General features: G+C 67.8%; 13 protein-coding genes. 9 read left to right on the forward strand and 4 right to left on the reverse strand.

The features are described from left to right. Nucleotides 1-77: 77 nt before the first annotated feature. Nucleotides 78-1,241: an alpha-hydroxy acid oxidase gene (locus IE266_RS07630; RefSeq protein WP_189679495.1), complete on the reverse strand. Its 1,164-nt coding sequence runs from the start codon at nt 1,239-1,241 to the stop codon at nt 78-80. A 39-nt stretch (nt 1,242-1,280) separates the two neighbouring features. Further along, nucleotides 1,281-2,777 carry an MDR family MFS transporter gene (locus tag IE266_RS07635; protein ID WP_189679431.1) on the reverse strand — a complete coding sequence of 499 codons (1,497 nt, stop codon included), beginning with the start codon at nt 2,775-2,777 and terminating at the stop codon, nt 1,281-1,283. A 127-nt stretch (nt 2,778-2,904) separates the two neighbouring features. On the opposite strand from IE266_RS07635, the gene IE266_RS07640 reads away from it, so the two are divergent. The 9 genes from IE266_RS07640 (at nt 2,905) to mraY (ending at nt 14,930) form a co-directional block, all read left to right on the forward strand. Beyond that, a complete protein-coding gene (locus IE266_RS07640) occupies nt 2,905-3,480 on the forward strand; it encodes a MarR family winged helix-turn-helix transcriptional regulator (protein WP_229863923.1) in 576 nt (191 codons plus the stop codon). Nucleotides 3,481-3,526: 46 nt separating this feature from the next. Then, nucleotides 3,527-5,875: an ATP-dependent helicase gene (locus tag IE266_RS07645; protein ID WP_189679432.1), complete on the forward strand. Its 2,349-nt coding sequence runs from the start codon at nt 3,527-3,529 to the stop codon at nt 5,873-5,875. Nucleotides 5,876-7,233: 1,358 nt separating this feature from the next. Then, on the forward strand, nt 7,234-7,749 hold the full coding sequence (mraZ, locus tag IE266_RS07650) for a division/cell wall cluster transcriptional repressor MraZ (protein ID WP_189679433.1): 516 nt from the start codon (nt 7,234-7,236) through the stop codon (nt 7,747-7,749). A gap of 4 nt (nt 7,750-7,753) precedes the next feature. Next, on the forward strand, nt 7,754-8,749 hold the full coding sequence (rsmH, locus tag IE266_RS07655) for a 16S rRNA (cytosine(1402)-N(4))-methyltransferase RsmH (RefSeq protein WP_189679434.1): 996 nt from the start codon (nt 7,754-7,756) through the stop codon (nt 8,747-8,749). Then, entirely contained in the window at nt 8,746-9,108 is a 363-nt protein-coding gene (gene ftsL / locus IE266_RS07660) for a cell division protein FtsL (protein WP_189679435.1), read from the forward strand. The genes rsmH and ftsL overlap by 4 nt, the downstream gene beginning before the upstream one ends. Then, nucleotides 9,105-10,889: a peptidoglycan D,D-transpeptidase FtsI family protein gene (locus IE266_RS07665; protein WP_189679436.1), complete on the forward strand. Its 1,785-nt coding sequence runs from the start codon at nt 9,105-9,107 to the stop codon at nt 10,887-10,889. Before ftsL ends, IE266_RS07665 begins: the two co-directional genes overlap by 4 nt. Nucleotides 10,890-10,902: 13 nt before the next feature. After that, nucleotides 10,903-12,390 (forward strand): UDP-N-acetylmuramoyl-L-alanyl-D-glutamate--2,6-diaminopimelate ligase, encoded by a 1,488-nt coding sequence (locus IE266_RS07670; RefSeq protein ID WP_189679437.1) that lies wholly within the window; start codon nt 10,903-10,905, stop codon nt 12,388-12,390. After that, nucleotides 12,387-13,835, forward strand: coding sequence for a UDP-N-acetylmuramoyl-tripeptide--D-alanyl-D-alanine ligase (locus IE266_RS07675; protein WP_189679438.1), 1,449 nt, complete (start codon nt 12,387-12,389; stop codon nt 13,833-13,835). The genes IE266_RS07670 and IE266_RS07675 overlap by 4 nt, the downstream gene beginning before the upstream one ends. A 12-nt stretch (nt 13,836-13,847) precedes the next feature. Next, nucleotides 13,848-14,930, forward strand: coding sequence for a phospho-N-acetylmuramoyl-pentapeptide-transferase (gene mraY / locus IE266_RS07680; RefSeq protein ID WP_189679439.1), 1,083 nt, complete (start codon nt 13,848-13,850; stop codon nt 14,928-14,930). 124 nt (nt 14,931-15,054) lie between these two features. Here the strand turns inward: mraY and IE266_RS07685 are convergent, their stop codons facing one another. Beyond that, on the reverse strand, nt 15,055-17,340 hold the full coding sequence (locus IE266_RS07685) for a glycosyl hydrolase family 28-related protein (protein WP_189679440.1): 2,286 nt from the start codon (nt 17,338-17,340) through the stop codon (nt 15,055-15,057). A 102-nt stretch (nt 17,341-17,442) separates the two neighbouring features. Then, a complete protein-coding gene (locus IE266_RS07690) occupies nt 17,443-17,844 on the reverse strand; it encodes a DUF4864 domain-containing protein (RefSeq protein ID WP_189679441.1) in 402 nt (133 codons plus the stop codon). Nucleotides 17,845-18,031 lie beyond the last annotated feature (187 nt).

An 18,031-nucleotide genomic window follows, 5' to 3' on the forward strand; every position in this document is an offset into this window, starting at 1 on the left:
CGCAATGGCGACGCTTTGTCGCGCGGACAAGACGATACGCTGCAACGCAGCGCAAGCCGAAAAACGCCACCTTCCCGTTACACGGGCGACACCGGGCCGAGATCGGAGAGCGTGATCGGGGGCGGCAGGCCGGCAAGATCGGCGGCGCCGAGCTGGCCCATGTTGGCGATCATGTCCTTTTTCAGGATGTCGATCAGATGCGCCGGGCCGATCTGGCCGAGCGCCGCCAGCGCGAAGTGGAAGGCGCGGCCGAGCATCACGAAATCGGCGCCAAGGGCGAGGGCGCGCAGGATGTCGAGGCCGGATTCGACGCCACTGTCGAAGATGATCGGCAGCCTGGTGGCGGCGCGCACCAGCGGCAGGGCCTCGGCGGTGGCGGGCGAGCCGTCGAACTGGCGGCCGGCGTGGTTCGAGATCCAGAGCGCATCGGCGCCGATCCTTTCCAGCGGTTCGGCGTCCTCGGGGCGCAGCACGCCCTTGATGAGGAACGGCCCCTCCCAGTTGTCGCGCAGCCAGCGGGCATACTCCCAGTCGGGCGAGGTGCGCAGCAGGTAGCCGACATGGGCGGTGGGCGGCAGGTTGGCCTGCGGACCCGAGACATACTTGTCGAGCGTGCGCATGTGCGGCATCCCGCGCTGCGCGGTGGCCAGCGCCCAGGCCGGGCGCATCGCCACCTGTGCCAGCACGCGCGGGGTCAGCTTGGGCGGGTTGGTCAGGCCCGAACGGGTCTGGCGTTCGCGGCGCGAGGCCACGGGCACGTCGACGGTGAGGATCAGCGCGGTGAAGCCGGCGGAGCGGGCGCGGGCCAGCATGTCGCGGCGGATCTCCTCGTCCTTGGGCGGATACATCTGGAACCAGGCGTGGGGGCCAAGGTGCGGGGCGATGTCCTCGGGGCTTTGCGTCGCCACGGTGCTCATCGAATAGGGGATGCCGGCGGTGGCGGCGGCGCGGGCGAGGTGGCCCTCGGCGTCGGGCCAGACCAGGCCGGACATGCCCACCGGCGCGATGCCGAAGGGCAGGGGCATCTTCTGGCCCAGCAGCGTGCAGGACAGGTCGGGGCTTTGCGGCCCGTGCAGGATCGAGGGCAAGAAGCCCACCCGGTCGAGCGCCGCGCGGTTGCGGGCCTTGGTCGCCTCGACCCCGGTGCCGCTGTCGAGATATTCCCAGACGAACTTCGGCAGGCGCTGTTGCGCCCGCCACTTGAGGTCCATCACCCCGGGGTATGTGCTGTGCAGGTCCATGCCGGTATCTGGCTGAACCGGCACGGGCTTGTCCATAGCTCAGGCGGTTTCGGCCTTGGGCGCGTTGGAAAACAGCGGGATCTCCTTCAGCAGCAGCGAGAAGGCGAGGCCGACAAGACCGAGGCCGGCAGCAAGCCAGAACACCGGGTGCAGCGCCTGGCTGACCTTGTCGCCGATGACCGCGCGGGCGGCCTCGGGCAGGGACGCGATCAGCTCGGGCGAGAGCGACTCGGCGCTGTCGCCCATGCCGAGGCGGGCGGCGAAGATCGCGCCGAAGACCGCGACGGCCAGCGCGCCGCCGATCTGGCGGAACATGATGCCGCTGGCGGTGGCGGTGCCGAGCTGTTCGCGCGGGACGGCGCTTTGCACCGAGGTGGTGAGGACGGGGAGGATGGAGCCCATACCCAGGCCGACGGTCGCGATGGAGGCGAAGACGTAGAGCGCGGGCGAGGCGGCCTCGATCTGCGTCAGCAGCAGCATCCCGACCACCAGCAGCGAGGTGCCGATCCGGGGCAGCACCCCATAGCGCCCGGTGCGCCGCATGTAGCGCCCCGACAGGTTGGAGGCGGTGAGCAGGCCGAGCGTCATCGGCACCATCATCAGCCCCGAGATGGTGGGCGTCACGCCGCGGGCGATCTGCAGGTAGACCGGGAGGAAGGTGATGGTGCCGAACATCGAGGCCCCGGCGATGAAGCCGACGACGCTGGAGGTCCAGAACACGTTCAGCCGGAACAGGCCGAGCGGCAGGATCGGTTCGGCCGCCTTGGTCTCGGCGCGCAGGAAGGCGAGCGTGGCGAAAAGCGTAAGCGCGGCGAGGCCGATGGTCTGCGGCGAGGTCCAGGCGAAGCTGCGCCCGCCGAGGCTGGTGAACAGGGTCAGCGAGGCCAGCGCGATGGTCAGGAAGGCGGCGCCGGCCCAGTCGATCTTGTGCTTCACCCGGCGGCCGGTCGGCTTGAAAGAGGCGGCGAAGATGGCGATGGCGACCAGCCCGACGGGCAGGTTGATGTAGAAGATCCAGTGCCATGAGAAGACATCGACGAACCAGCCGCCGATCAGCGGGCCAAGCACCGAGGAGAGCGAGAAGACCGCCGCGAAGAGGCCCTGCACCTTGCCCCGTTCGCGCGGCGGGATCACCTCGCCGATGACCGAGAGCGCCAGCACGAAGAGCCCGCCGCCGCCCAGCCCCTGCAGGGCGCGGGCGAGGATCAGGAACAGCATGTTCTGCGCCAGCCCGCAGAGCGCCGAGCCGAGCAGGAACAGCGTCACCGAGACGAAGATGGTGTTGCGCCGCCCGTAGAGGTCTCCGAGCTTGCCATAGAGCGGGGCCACCACGGTGGAGGCGAGGAAATAGGCGGTGACCACCCAGCTCAGGTGTTCGACCCCGCCGAGGTCGGCAACGATGGTGGGCAGCGCCGTGGTGACGATGGTCTGGTCGAGCGAGGCCAGCAGGAGCAGCAACGCGGTCGAGGCGAGCACCAGGCGGATCGAGCGGACCTGGGGCTGGGGCGCGCTGGCCTGGGTGGGGGTATCGGACATCGGGGGTTCCTGTCATCGCGCCGCCGGGGCGGGTTGGGCCAGAACCTGATACTGATATGTGCGTTTGTCAAGTATATGGGGTTGTCACCTGATTGACGAAAGCAGGCTTGGCCCCTATCTTGCCGCCATGACACAGCCCCCCGTCAAACCGACCTACAACGGCAAGACCTATCGCGACATCGTCGACGAACACCTGCGAAATTCGCGGGTGCCGGCGGGTGCGGGCGAGGCACTGGTGATGCTGGACCAGACGCTGTTCCAGATGAGCCGGCAGGTGCTGAAGGGCGACCTGGTCGCGGCCTTTCTGCGGCAGGAGGACTGCGGGCTGGAGCCGGCGGTGTTCCAGGGCCTTGCGGCGGTGGTTCGCGTGGCCAATGGCGTCGGCCGGCCCGCGCCGGCGCAGCCGACGGTGGGCAGCCTGGCCGAAGAGCTCAGCATCGACCCCTCGCGCGCCTCGCGCATCGCGGCGGCGCTGATCGAGAAGGGCTATGTCCGACGCGCAGCGGCGCAGGACGACGGGCGCAAGTCGGTGCTGGAGATCACCGCCAGGGGCGGCGCGCTGCTGCAGGCCTTCTTCCGATTCAAGTGGCAGCGGCTGGTCGGCATTTTCGAGGACTGGAGCGAGGAGGAGATCACCACCTTTTCGCGCCTGCTCGGCCGTTACGCAGGCAGCTTGACGCCGACGGGCGGCGGCGGAACATAGCGCGAACGCCCTTTCCCTGTGCAACCCCCGCTGCTAAGGTGCGGACATGAGCAGTTACGACGACATCGACGCCTTCGGGGCGGTCCCGCTGTCCGCGCGGGCCATGGCGGCGCGTCCGGCGCCCTATCTCGACGGGCTGAACGACGCGCAGCGCGCGGCAGTGGAGCAGCTGGACGGGCCGGTGCTGATGCTGGCCGGGGCTGGCACCGGCAAGACGCGGGCGCTGACCGCGCGGATCGTGCACCTGCTGGCCACCGGCAAGGCGCGCCCGAACGAGATCCTGGCGGTGACCTTCACCAACAAGGCCGCGCGCGAGATGAAGAACCGCGTCGGCTCGATGCTGGGCGAGGCGGTCGAGGGGATGCCCTGGCTCGGCACCTTCCACGCCATCTGCGTCAAGCTGCTGCGCCGCCACGCCGAGCTGGTGGGGCTGAAATCGAACTTCACCATCCTCGACACCGACGACCAGATCCGCCTGCTGAAGCAGCTCGTGCTGGCCAACAACATCGACGAGAAGCGCTGGCCGGCGAGGATGATTGCCTCGCTCATCGATGGCTGGAAGAACCGCGCGCTGGTGCCCGAGAAGGTGCCGGTTGCGGACGCCAGCGCCTTCAACCATCGCGGCACCGAGATCTATGCCCAGTACCAGGCCCGCCTGAAAGAGCTGAACGCCACCGATTTCGGCGACCTGCTGCTGCATATGGTGACGATCTTCCAGACCCATCCGGACGTGCTGGAGCAGTATCAACGCTGGTTCCGCTATATCCTCGTCGACGAATACCAGGACACGAACGTCGCGCAGTACATGTGGCTGCGGCTGCTGGCGGGCGGGCACAAGAACATCTGCTGCGTCGGTGACGATGACCAGTCGATCTATGGCTGGCGCGGCGCCGAGGTGGGCAACATCCTGCGCTTCGAGAAGGACTTCCCGGGCGCCCATGTGGTGCGGCTGGAGCAGAACTATCGGTCGACCCCGCATATCCTGGCGGCGGCCTCGGGGGTGATCCGGGGCAACCAGGGGCGGCTTGGCAAGGAACTCTGGACCGAGGCCGAACGCGGCGAGAAGGTGCGGCTGATCGGCCATTGGGACGGCGAGGAAGAGGCGCGCTGGATCGGCGAGGAGATCGAGTCGATGCAGAAGGGCACGCGCGGGATGCGGCCCTACGGCCTGGACGAGATGGCCATCCTGGTGCGGGCCTCGCACCAGATGCGCGCCTTCGAGGACCGCTTCCTGACGATCGGGCTGCCCTACAAGGTGATCGGCGGGCCGCGCTTCTACGAGCGGCTCGAGATTCGCGATGCCATGGCCTATTTCCGGCTGGTGGTCTCGCCCGAGGACGACCTGGCCTTTGAACGCATCGTCAACACGCCCAAGCGGGGCCTCGGTGACAAGGCCCAGCAGAAGCTGCAGGTCAAGGCGCGCGAGAATGGCGTGAGCCTTGTCGACGGCGCACGGCTTGCCTTGCAGGACGGCGATGTCACCGGCAAGGGCGGCGGCGAGCTGCGCTTCCTGGTCGAGAGCCTGGACCGCTGGGGCCGGATGGCCGGCGACAAGGACATTCCGCATACCGAGCTGGCCGAGATCATCCTCGATGAATCGGGCTATACCGCGATGTGGCAGAACGAGAAGACGCCCGAGGCACCGGGGCGGCTGGAGAACCTCAAGGAACTGGTCAAGGCGCTGGAGAACTTCGACAATCTTCAAGGCTTCCTCGAACATGTCGCGCTGATCATGGACAACGACCAGGCCGAGGACGGCGCCAAGGTCAGCATCATGACGCTGCACGCGGCCAAGGGGCTGGAGTTCCCGGCGGTCTTCCTGCCCGGCTGGGAAGACGGGCTGTTCCCCTCGCATCGTTCGATGGACGAGAGCGGGATCAAGGGCCTCGAGGAAGAGCGGCGGCTGGCCTACGTGGGAATCACCCGCGCCGAGGAGGTCTGCACGATCTCCTTTGCCGGCAACCGGCGGGTGTTCGGTCAGTGGCAGTCGGCACTGCCCTCGCGTTTCATCGACGAGCTGCCCGAGGAACATGTCGAGGTGCTGACGCCGCCGGGCCTCTATGGCGGCGGCTATGGGTCGGCCGCGCCGCGCCCTTCGGCGGGGATGTCGGAACGGGTGGCGGCGGCGGATGGCTACAACTCGCCGGGCTGGAAGCGGCTGCAGTCGCGCGCCGGGCAGCGGGGGCTGTCGCAGCCCTCGGAAAGCCGCAACACGGTGATCGACCTTGACGCGGTCAGCGCCTTCACCACGGGCGAGCGGGTTTTCCACCAGAAGTTCGGCTATGGCGAGATCATCGCCATCGAGGGCGACAAGCTGGAAATTTCCTTCGAGAAGGCCGGCATCAAGAAGGTTGTCGCGCGTTTCGTCACGGCGGCGGACGATATTCCCTTCTGAGCGAAAGGCCCGAGCCCTGCGTCTGGGGCAGGGCTTGTAACAAAACTTTCACAATTCAATTCTGCTGTGCAGCATCGCAGATGCCGATCTACGCTGCTGTGCAGCATTGCGAATGGGGGGCTGAAAAAACAAAACGGCGGCGCCAGGGAGGAGGAGGGGCGCCGCCGTCTCTTTGAGCACTCGGGCGCGAGGGAGGAGGAGCGACCCGAGAGCTTCGTTCCACGGCTTTCGCCGGTGGTATTTGGTGCGGCGGCATCGGGGAGGAGGATGATGCCGCCGCTGGTTACAGACGCCTCAGGGAGGAGGAGAGAAGCGCCTGATCCTTGTATCTCTGGCCGCTAAGGGCCTATATTCAATCGTCTTTGCCTTCGGGCCGCCTTGGCTGCGCTATTGCGCTGACCGCGGCGACCTTGTCAACCCTTCCGCCGCAGGGACACGATGCGGCGTGCGAACCTGCCGATGCTCTCGGCGATCTGCACGGCCATGTCGGCGCGCGGTTGGATGAAGGCAGTGTAGGTCGTCATTTTCGTCTCGTTGCTTCGGCGCCGTATGTCGTCGCCTTAACATGCTCTCAACATAAACGATTGCTGCAGGTGCACAATAGGGGAAAACTCATTGCTGCCATGCAGTACGCGCATGGGCGGGCCGAAGGTGTGGTGCCGGTGCACCATATGTCCGAGGAAGCGGCGCCGCGCCTGGGGTGTTGCCCAAGTTGCAGGCGGTTCGCGAACGCGGGCCGGGATTTCATGGCACCGGGATGGGAAAACGCCCGATTCCGGATCACGCGCCGGTGATTCGTCGCGATTTCGCGGGAGCTGCGGGGGAATCGCGGCGTGATTTGCGAACGAATTAGCAACATCGGCGCGGGCCCGGCTGGCCCTGGGATTTTTTCGGGAATTCATGGGAGCGGCTGGGTGGGAACCCGTTCAATCAATATATTGTGGAAAATTTTCGGTGGTCTACCACACCCGCGAATTGGCTCTGCCTCCCTATAGATGAAAACTGTGTCTGAACTGCCCCGAATGGCCTCTGTGGGGTGCTTGCCCAAAAATTCCCGTTGATTTCCATGAATTCCCGTGGCATCCCTTGGTCATCGGATGAGGACGGCAAAGAGGACCTACCCAAGGTCCCGTAAACAAAAGAAAAACCTAAGGTTTCATACAGGCAAACGGCTTCATCAGACGACAGAGATCCGGCGCGTGTGCGAGCAGCATCCCCCCAGGTGGCGCGCGCAGCTGGACACCCCGCGAGGCGGGACGAGGGCGGCGGGTTGATCAGTGGCAGCAGATCAACCCGCCGTTTTCCTTTCTGGGGACCGATTTCAAGGACGCGGGGGCGCGGACAAAAGGGCAGGCAAGGTGAGCCGGAGCTTCAGGGGCGAGAGCCTCAACAAGATCGACGGTAAGGGCAGGGTCTCGATCCCGGCCTCTTTTCGCCGTGTGATCGAAGCCGGCGACCCGAACTGGCAGGTCGGCCAGAACGCCGAATTCGCCATCGTCTATGGCGACGATGACCGCAACTACCTCGAATGCTACACGATCGAAGGCGTCGACGCGGTCGATGCCCGGATCCAGACGCTCGAAGAGGGCTCGGACGAGCGCGAGTACCTGGAGTGGATCTTCAACGGTCTGAGCCTCTACGCCACGGTCGACGACACCGGGCGGATCGTCATCCCGGCCAAGCAGCGCGAGAAGATCGGCCTGGAAGGCGAGGCATACTTCATCGCGGCCGGCGACAAGTTCCAGATCTGGAAGCCCGAGACCTACGAGACCGAGGCGCTGGCGAAGAAACGCGCGATGGCCGCGAAATTCCCCGCCGGGTTCAACCCGCGCAAGCTGCTTGCAGAGGCGCCCAAGCCCGCGAGCGAGACATAGACCGATGGGCGAGAAGGGAGACCAACATGATTCTGATCCTCACATCCCTGTTCTGCTACGGCCTCTGCTGGAGGCAGTCGCGCCGATATCGGGAACGTGGCTCGATGGCACCTTTGGTGCTGGAGGCTACACCCGTGCGCTCCTCGATGCGGGGGCGGAACGGGTCATCGCGGTGGATCGCGATCCTCTTGCCTTCGAAATGGCGGCGTCATGGGCCGGCCAATATGGCGACCGGCTGGTAAAACAGCCGGGGGTCTTCTCGAAGATGGACGAGTATGCGCATGACCTCGACGGTGTCGTGCTCGACCTCGGGGTATCCTCGATGCAGCTCGACATGGCCGAACGCGGGTTCTCCTTCCTGCGCGACGGGCCGCTCGACATGCGGATGTCGCAGGACGGGCCGAGCGCGGCCGATATCGTGAACACCGCCACCGAGGCGCAGCTGGCCGATATCCTGTTCCATTATGGCGAAGAGCGCGCCAGCCGGCGCATCGCGCGCGCGATCCTGCGTGCGCGCGAGCAGGGGCCGATCACCCGGACGCTGGAGCTGGCGCAGATTGTCGAGAGCTGCCTGCCGCGTGCCAAGCCCGGCCAGTCGCACCCGGCCACCCGCAGCTTCCAGGCGCTGCGGATCGCGGTGAACGCCGAATATGACGAGCTGCACCAGGGCCTCATGGCGGCCGAGCGGGCGCTGAAGCCCGGCGGGATGCTGGCGGTGGTGACCTTCCATTCCATCGAGGACCGCATGGTCAAGCGCTTCCTCGCCGCGCGCGCGGGAAAGACCGGGCGGGCCAACCGCTATGCGCCCGAGACCGTCGAGGAGGCGCCGCGCTTCATCGTGCTGAACCGCAAGGCGATCAGCGCCGACGAGGCCGAACTGGCGGCCAACCCGCGCTCGCGCTCGGCCATGCTGCGGGTGGCCCGGCGCACCGACGCGCCCGCCGGCCCGATCGCCGCCCGTGACATCGGAATGCCCGAGATCGAAAGGAGGCCGTCATGAGGGGCCTGATCTATGTTCTTTCCGCGATTGCCGTGATCGGCCTTGCCTTCTGGGCCTACCGCGAGAACTACGCGACCCAGCAGGTGCTGCGTGAAACCCAGTCGCTGCAACGCCAGATCGGCGCGGCGCAATTGCGTCTCAGCGTGCTGCGGGCCGAATGGGCCTATCTCAACCGTCCCGACCGGCTGATGGAACTGGCCGAGCTGAACTTCGACCGGCTTGGCCTGCTGCCGCTGCGCTCGGACCAATTCGGGCGCATCGACGAGGTGAATTACCCGCCGGCGCCGGTCTCGGAAATGCCGCTGATGATCACGAATGGCGTCGACGTGTCGAACCTCGGCCAGGAGCAGAACCCATGATCCGCACGCCGCTGCGTCCGCTGGCCCGTATCCTGCCCGCCCGCGAGCGGGGCGAGAACACCGAGGAGATCGAGCGCGAGAACCTGCGCCGGCGCCATGCCGAGATGCAGGACCGCGCCCGTTCGCGCGCCGAGGGGCGGCTGCTGGTGCTGGGCGCCTTCTTCACCGTCGCCTTCGCCGTCGTCGGGGTGCGCATGGGGATGCTGGCGACCACGGTCCCGGTGGAGCCGATGGCCAGCGCCGGCGGCAGCGTCATCGCCGCGCAGCGCGCCGACATCACCGACCGCGACGGGCGCATCCTGGCGACCAACTTCGAGACCAACTCGCTCTATGCCCAGCCGCCGATGCTGGTGGACCCGGTGGAATCGGCGAAAAGCCTGGTCAAGATCTTCCCGGATCTGAATGAGGAACGCCTCATAAGGGATTTCACGGGCAAGAGAAAGTTCGTCTGGATCAAGAAGCGCATCAGCCCCGAGCAGAAGCAGGCGGTGCATGATATCGGCGATCCGGGCCTGCTGTTCGGCGGGCGCGAGATGCGGCTATATCCCAACGGCAAGCTGGCGGCCCACGTGCTGGGCGGCGCGCGGTTCGGCGAAGAGGACGTGAACGCGGCGCAACTGATCGGCGTGGCCGGGGTGGAGAAGCAGTTCGACGGCTATCTCGCCGACCCCGCCAACGCCGGCAAGCCGCTGACCCTGGCGCTGGACCTCTCGGTGCAGGCGGCGGCCGAGCGGGTGCTCTACGGCGGTATGCGCCTGATGAACGCCAAGGGCGCCACCTCGATCCTGATGGATGTGCACACCGGCGAGATCATCTCGATGGTGAGCCTGCCCGATTTCGACCCGAACGACCGCCCGGCGCCGCCGACCTCGGGGTTCGACCCCTCGGTCAGCCCGCTGTTCAACCGCGCCGTACAGGGCGTCTACGAGCTGGGCTCGACCTTCAAGATCTTCGCGGTGGCGCAGGCGATGGACCTGGGCCTCGTCAGCCCCGAGACGGTGATCGACATCCGCGGCCCGCTGCGCTGGGGCAAGTTCCGCATCAGCGATTTCCACTACTACGGAAAAGAGATGACGGTGACGCGGATCATCGAGAAGTCCTCGAACATCGGCACCGCCCGCATCGCGCAGATGATCGGGGCCGAGCGGCAGCGTGACTTCCTCGGTGCGCTCGGCTTCCTCGAACCGACCCCGGTCGAGGTGGGCGAGGCCAACAGCGGCAAGCCGCTGATGCCGAAGAACTGGTCCGAGCTGAGCGCGATGACCATCTCCTATGGTCACGGCCTCTCGGCCAGCCCGCTGCACCTTGCCGCCGCCTATGCCGCCATCGCCAATGGCGGGCATTACGTCAGCCCGACCCTGCTCAAGCAGAGCGGGCCGCAATACGGGCCGCGCGTGATGTCGGCCAAGGCCGCCGCAAATTCGCAGATGATGCTGCGCGGGGTGGTGACCGACGGATCGGCGAGCATGGGCGAGGTGCCGGGCTACCAGGTCGCCGGCAAGACCGGGACCGCCGACAAGCCCAAGCCGCAGGGCGGCTATTACGAGGACAAGGTGATCGCCACCTTCGCCTCGATGTTCCCGGCGAGCGATCCGAAATACGTGCTGGTGGTGACGCTGGACGAGCCGGTCGAGACCTCGGGCACCGAGGCCCGCCGCACCGCCGGCTGGACCGCCGTGCCGGTCGCCGCCGAGATGATCGGCAGGATTGCGCCGCTGCTCGGGCTGCGGCCGGTGATTGAACCCGCCCGCCTCGCTGAGGTAAGGCTGACCTCGAACTGAACGAGGGTCGAACATGGCGTCGGACGTATCCCCGAAGCGGCTGGGCCAGCTGGCGCTGACCGCCGCGGGCGGGCGCAATCCCGAAATCACCGGGCTGTCGGTAGACAGCCGCGAAGTGCGGCCCGGACATCTGTTCGCGGCGCTGCCCGGCACGAAGGTGCATGGCGCGACCTTCATCGCCACGGCGCTGGACAAGGGCGCGGCGGCGGTGCTGACCGACGCCGAGGGCGCGCGCATCGCCGCCGGGGCGCTGGCGGCTTCCGACGCGGCGCTGATCGTCAGCGACGACCCGCGCCAGGCGCTGGCCTATACGGCGGCGCTCTGGTTCGGCGGGCAGCCGGGGGTGATGGTCGCGGTGACGGGGACCAACGGCAAGACCTCGGTCGCCACCTTCACGCGGCAGATCTGGATGGAGCTGGACCACAACGCCGTCAACGTCGGCACCACCGGCGTCGAGGGCGCGTGGAGCGCCCCGCTGAAGCACACCACGCCCGAGCCTATCACGCTGCACCGGGTGTTGGCACAGGCGGCGGCTGCCGGCGTGACCCATGCGGCGATGGAGGCCTCGAGCCACGGGCTGGAACAGCGCCGGCTGGACGGGGTGAGCCTGAAGGCGGCGGCCTTCACCAATTTCACCCAGGACCACCTCGACTATCACGCCAGCTTCGAGGCCTATTTCGCCGCCAAGGCCGGGCTGTTCCGCCGGGTGCTGCCCGAGGAAGGCACGGCGGTCATCAATATCGACGACCCGCGCGGGGCCGAGATGCGGGCGATTGCCGCCGCGCGCGGGCAGCGGGTGATCTCGGTCGGCCATGGCGTCGGCGACCTCAGCCTGCTGGCGCAGCGCTTTGACGCCACCGGACAGGACCTGCGGTTTTCCTTTGGTGGCAAGGTGTTCCAGAGCCGTCTCAACCTGGTCGGCGGGTTCCAGGCCAGCAACGTGCTGACCGCCTGCGGGCTGGTGATCGCCTGCGGCGACGATCCGGCCGAGGTCTTCGACACGCTGCCGCATCTGACCACCGTGCGCGGCCGGATGCAGCTGGCGGCCACGCGCGGGAACGGCGCGGCGGTGTTTGTCGACTATGCCCATACGCCCGACGCGGTGGCCACCGCGCTGGCGGCGGCGCGGCCCCATGTGATGGGGCGGCTGATTGCCATCATCGGCGCCGGTGGCGACCGCGATGCGACCAAGCGGCCGCTGATGGGCAAGGCCGCGACCGAGAATGCCGACGTGGTGATCGTGACCGACGACAATCCGCGCTCGGAAGTGCCGGCGGCGATCCGCGCCGCCGTGCTGGCAGGCGCGCCGGGCGCGCTGGAGGTGGGCGACCGCGCCGAGGCGATCCTGCGCGGGGTCGACATGCTGGGGCCGGGCGATGCGCTGATGGTCTGCGGCAAGGGGCACGAGACCGGGCAGGTGGTCGGCGACGACGTGCTGCCGTTTGACGACGTGGAGCAGGCCAGCATGGCCGTGCGGGTTCTGGACGGGGGGCAGCCATGACACTCTGGACTGCGGCGGACGCCGCTGCCGCGACGGGCGGGCGGGCGCAGGGCGACTGGGCGGCGACCGGCGTCTCGATCGACACCCGCACGCTGATGCCGGGCGACCTCTTCGTCGCGCTCAAGGCGGCGCGCGACGGGCATGACTTCGTCGCCCAGGCGCTGGCGGCCGGCGCAGCGGCGGCGCTGGTGACCCATGTGCCCGAGGGCGTGGCGGCGGATGCGCCGCTGCTGGTCGTCGAGGACGTTCAGGCGGGGCTGGAGGCGCTCGGCCGGGCTGGTCGGGCCCGCACGAATGCGCGGGTGGTGGCGATCACCGGCAGCGTCGGCAAGACCTCGACCAAGGAGATGATGGCGCAGATCCTGTCCGAGCAGGGGCGCACCCATGCTTCGGTTGCCAGCTACAACAACCACTGGGGCGTGCCGCTGACCCTGGCACGGATGCCGGCGGCGACCGAATTCGCGGTGATCGAGATCGGCATGAACCACCCGGGCGAGATCGCGCCGCTGGCGAAGATGGCCCGCCCGCATGTGGCGCTGGTCACCACGGTGGCGGCGGTGCACCTGGAGGCCTTCGAGAGCATCGCCGGCATCGCCGAGGAGAAGGCCGCGATCTTCGAGGGGCTGGAGCCTGGCGGCGTGGCGGTGCTGAACCGCGATATCGAGACGGCGCAGATCCTCGCCGACAAGGCCGCCGCGGTGGGCGCGCGGATGGTCGGCTTTGGCCACGAAGGCGCCGATTACGTCCTGAAGGAGGCGAAGCTCGCCGGGGATACCACCGTTGTCCAGGCCGAGGCGCGTGGCGCGCCGGTGCTGTTCAAGCTGGCGACGCCGGGGCGGCATTTCGCGATGAACGCGCTGGGGGCGCTGGCGGCGGCCGAGGCGCTGGGCGCGGATCTCGCCCTGGCGGTGCAGGCCATCGGGCGCTGGCGGCCGGTGCAGGGCAGGGGCACCCGCGAGGTGATCCGGCTCGACCCGGTCGAGACCGACCTGACGCTGGAACTCTTCGACGACGCCTATAACGCCAACCCGACCGCGATGGGGGCCGCGCTCGAGGTGCTGGCGGCGGCGCGGGTACGTCATGACACGGGGCGCATCTCGCAGGGGCGGCGGATCGCCTTCCTGGGTGACATGAAGGAAATGGGGCCCGAGGCCACGGCGATGCACGCGGAACTGGCGGCGCATCCGGCGATGGAGGCGATCGACACGGTGCATTGCGTCGGCCCGCTGATGCAGGCGCTGCACGCGGCGCTGCCTCCGGCGCGGCGGGGGGCCTGGACGGCGACCAGCGAGGAGATGGCGCAGGGCGTGCGCCACAAGCTCGACAGCGGCGATGTCGTGCTGGTCAAGGGCTCGCTCTCGATGCAGATGGCGCGGATCGTTGACGCGATCCGCAAAATGGGTCATGGGGCGCCCTCCGGCGCGAATGCCGATGATGACGAGTAGGATCACGAAGACATGCTCTACTGGCTGACCGCGCTGAGTGACGGCGGGGACTTCTTCAACCTGTTCCGCTACATCACCTTCCGGGCGGGCGGCGCCTTCCTGACCGCGCTGCTGTTCGGATTCATCTTCGGGCGTCCCCTGATCGCGGTGCTGCGCCGCCGGCAGGGCAAGGGCCAGCCGATCCGCGACGACGGCCCGGCGGGGCATTTCGTCAAGGCCGGCACGCCGACCATGGGCGGGCTGCTGATCGTCGGCGCGCTGACCACGGCGACGCTGCTCTGGGCACGGCTCGACAATCCCTTCGTCTGGCTGGTGCTCTTCGTGACGCTCGCCTATGCGCTGATCGGCTTTGCCGACGACTATGCCAAGGTCTCCAAGCAGAACACCAAGGGCGTGCCTGCCCGGGTGCGGATGCTGCTGGGCATCCTGATCGCCGGGATCGCCACCTTCTGGGCGGCGCGCTATCACCCGGCGGCGCTGCAGGGGGAACTGGCGCTTCCGGTGTTCAAGAACACGCTGATCGACCTCGGGCTGCTCTACATTCCCTTCGGCATCTGCGTGATCGTCGGCGCGGCCAATGCGGTGAACCTGACCGACGGGCTAGACGGGCTGGCGATCATGCCGGTGATGATCGCCTCGACCACCCTGGGGGTGATCTCCTACGCGGTGGGGCACGCGGTCTTCTCGGAATATCTCGACGTGCATTACGTGCCGGGAACCGGCGAGATCCTGGTCTTCACCGCCGCGCTCTTCGGCGGCGGGCTCGGGTTCCTGTGGTACAATGCGCCGCCGGCGGCGGTCTTCATGGGCGATACCGGCTCGCTGGCCCTCGGCGGAGCGCTCGGCGCGATCGCGGTGGCGACCAAGCACGAGATCGTGCTGGCCATCGTCGGCGGCCTCTTCGTGGTCGAGGCGCTCTCGGTCATCATCCAGGTGCTCTACTTCAAGCGCACCGGCAAGCGTGTCTTCCTGATGGCGCCGATCCACCACCACTACGAGAAGAAGGGCTGGGCCGAGCCGACCATCGTGATCCGGTTCTGGATCATCTCGCTGATCCTGGCGATGATCGGCCTGGCGACGCTGAAGGTCCGCTGACTTCGGGGGCGGCGGGGTGAACCCCGCCCTACGCCGGGAGCCCGGCGTCAACGCCCCGTGGCGGGTGGTTTCCTGGGGGGCGCGGCCCCCCCGGAGGTATTTGGAAAGAAGAGAAATCAGCGGGTCAGCCGTCCATCCGCAGGCTGAGCCCCACCTCGCCCTTGACCGCCTCTTCCCAGACCAGGTGAACGCGATCCTTGTTGCCGCCCTGCGCCAGCAGCACATGCGGCATCGCGAAGCGGGTGGCGTTGCCGGCCGTGCGGATCGGACCCAGCGCCACCAGCGCGTCGATGCCGCGGGCCTGGCCGCCGAAGGGCAGCTGCCCGGCGAGGTCGACCACCCAGGTCGTGGCCGCCGTCGCCTCGGCATGGGTCAGGCGCATCGGGTTGGCGATCTGGGCCGCGACCTGGAAATAGGAATTGCCCTCGAAGGTCACGTCCTTGGCGCGGGAATGGTCGAGGTCGGCAAAGCTGGTGTCGACCCGTTCGGCGCGTTCGATGCTGCCCTGGGCGGAGCGGAACTTGTTGCCGCGCACGCTGACGCCGTTCAGGAAATGCCCGGCGCCATGGGGTTTCACCACGAGGAAGCTGAACCAGGGCGCGACATCGCCGCAGAGGAAGATATTGTCGGTGATGGTCATGCCGCCGAAGGAGAAGCCGGTGGTGAAGCCCGGCTCGGCGTCGCGCTCGTTGGTCCATTCGACCGAGCAGTTGTCGATGTAATTCCCCGCCACGGTGGCCGAGCAGAAGCCGCCCACCAGCACCAGCCCGGCCGAGCGCACGCCGTCGGCGACGCCGTCGCCCTGGAAGAAGTGATTGCCCTGGATCATCGCGTTGAACCCGCCCAGCACCGCGAAATGGCGGAACTTTGTGGCGCGGTTGTTCCTCAGTTTCACGTCGTTGGCATTGGCGTTCAGCGCGATCGAGACCCGATCCGAGACATCCTCGGCATCCTCGTTCGAGAGGAACTGGCACTGGTCGATCAGCATCCCCTGGCAGCCCTCGCCGATCGAGGTGAGGCCGCGGTCCTTCGGGCGGGAGACGTAGGAATCGCGCAGGGCGAAGGTCAGCCCCGCCGGGGCGAGGCGGATGCCGCTGCAGCGACCGTTGCACTGGATCTCGACCTCGGCCAGTTCGAACTTCGACAGCGAGGAGAAGCCGCTGAAGTCGAGCAGGTAGCGGAAGTCGCGGAAGGTATAGGTCTGCGTACCCGCCGCGCCGTAGAGCGCGCCGCTGAGCGTCAGCTGCTGGGTCGAGAGGTTGCGCGCCTTGACGTAGATCTCGCGCCCGACGCCCGCGCCCTCGACCAGCGCGCCGACCGGGATATTGGCGATATTGACCACGCCGGTCAGCCTCTCGGGGTTCGACGGCGAATAGCTCGCCTGCGAGGTCACGGTTTCGGTGTCCCAGGCGGCCGAGTTCATCGCTTCGAGCTGGCCGTTGCGGATCACCCTTCGGGTGGCATAGCTCGACTTGTTCGGCACCGCCGCCGCCATGTCGATGGGGCCGCTCACCGAGATCTTGCGCCCGCCCATGTCGAGCGAATCGTGGTCGGCATTGTTGAGCAGCGCCTGGAAGGCCTTGCGGAAGGCCAGCTCCTCGTTGCCGAAGGCGGCGATATAGGCGGGCAGGTCGAAGTTCCGCGTGAGCAGCAGCATCTTGTCGGCGGGCATGCTCACGGTGCCCTCGAAGGTGACGACATTCTCGAAGGTGACGCTTTCGGCCAGGTGATAGTCCCCCGCCGGGACCAGCACGCGGCGCCCGTTGGCGGCGGCATCGGCGGCGGCGAAGGCGGCGGAATCGTCGGTGACACCATCGCCCAGGGCGCCATAGTCGCGCACGTCGACCAGGTTCAGCATGTCGCGCAGGAAGAAGGCCGTCACATCCTCGATGACGATATCGTCGATCCGCACGATGCCGCCCGTCGGGCCGGTCAGGTCGAGGCCGAAATGGCCGTAGAGCGCCCCGGTGCCCCAGGCCATGTCGACGCCGCCGCGGCTGCCGGTGCCGACGATGGCGGCGACCTCGACCACCTGGCCATAGGTGGTGAGCGCGACGGAGGGTCCGGTCTCGGTTACGCCGCCGACATGGGCGCCGCCGGCGCCGCCGGCCCAGGCGGCAATACGGACATTGGGCAGGTTGCCGCTGATCGCCTTCACGCGGGCGCGGATCTGCAGGTAGCAGCCCGGCAGCAGCGGCACCTCGCCCATGTAGCGCAGCTTCTGCGTGGCATCGGTCTTGAGCAGTTCGAGGCAGCCGCCGAAATCCTGGTCGGCCGGCACCAGGGCGGCATTGGGGTTGCCGTCGTAGGTGTCGGATCCCGGCGTGCCGTTGCCGCTCGACCAGGCCTCCAGCCCGGCCGCGAAGGCCGGCGGCATCAGCACAAGCCCGTCGGTGATCGCCTTGTTCATCGAAATCCCTTTCCCGCAAGAACGCCCGGTTGATCTGCCGGACAGCAAACGGGCAAGGGGGTAGGGGAAAAGGGTTAAGGCGGTCTCAGGCCAGCGCGCGCATCAGGCGGCGACGCCGGGGGCTTCGAGGATGCGCACGCCGTTGATCTTCCAGCCGCTCTCGGTCTCGATCATCTCGTAGTCGAGCAGGTGGACGCGGCCCTGGGCATCGGTGATCTGCACCTTCTGGTAGAGGCGGCCGCCTTCGTCGTGCAGGTCGAGGAAGCGCAGGTCGGCCGGGCGCCAGACCATCGGGTAGCCGTTCCGGACCATGCTGCCGAAATTCTCGGGGTTGCCGAAGAGGCCCCGGATCATCGGGCTGGCGAAGCTGAAGGCGCGGGCGAGGTCGTCGGCCTTGAAGGCCTCGATCTGGCGGGAAATCGTGTCCTCGATTCCCGCATCCTGCGCCGCTACGGGGGCGGCGAGGGCGAAGGCGAGGAGCAGGGCGAAGAGGGTGTGACGCATGGGGGCGGCCTCCGGCATATGAAGATCATACGCGGGAGGGGCGGGGTTGGATCAGTTCCGGGGGTGCCCTCACCCTGACACTCTCCCCCCGTGGGGAGAGGGGATCTGTGGCGCGGAGTGGTGGGTGGTTTTCCCCCTCACCCTGACCCTCTCCCCCTCGGGGAGAGGGGAGCTGTTGCGCGGGGTG

Source organism: Seohaeicola zhoushanensis (assembly GCF_014656415.1).
GTDB classification, from domain to species: Bacteria; Pseudomonadota; Alphaproteobacteria; order Rhodobacterales; family Rhodobacteraceae; genus Seohaeicola_A; species Seohaeicola_A zhoushanensis.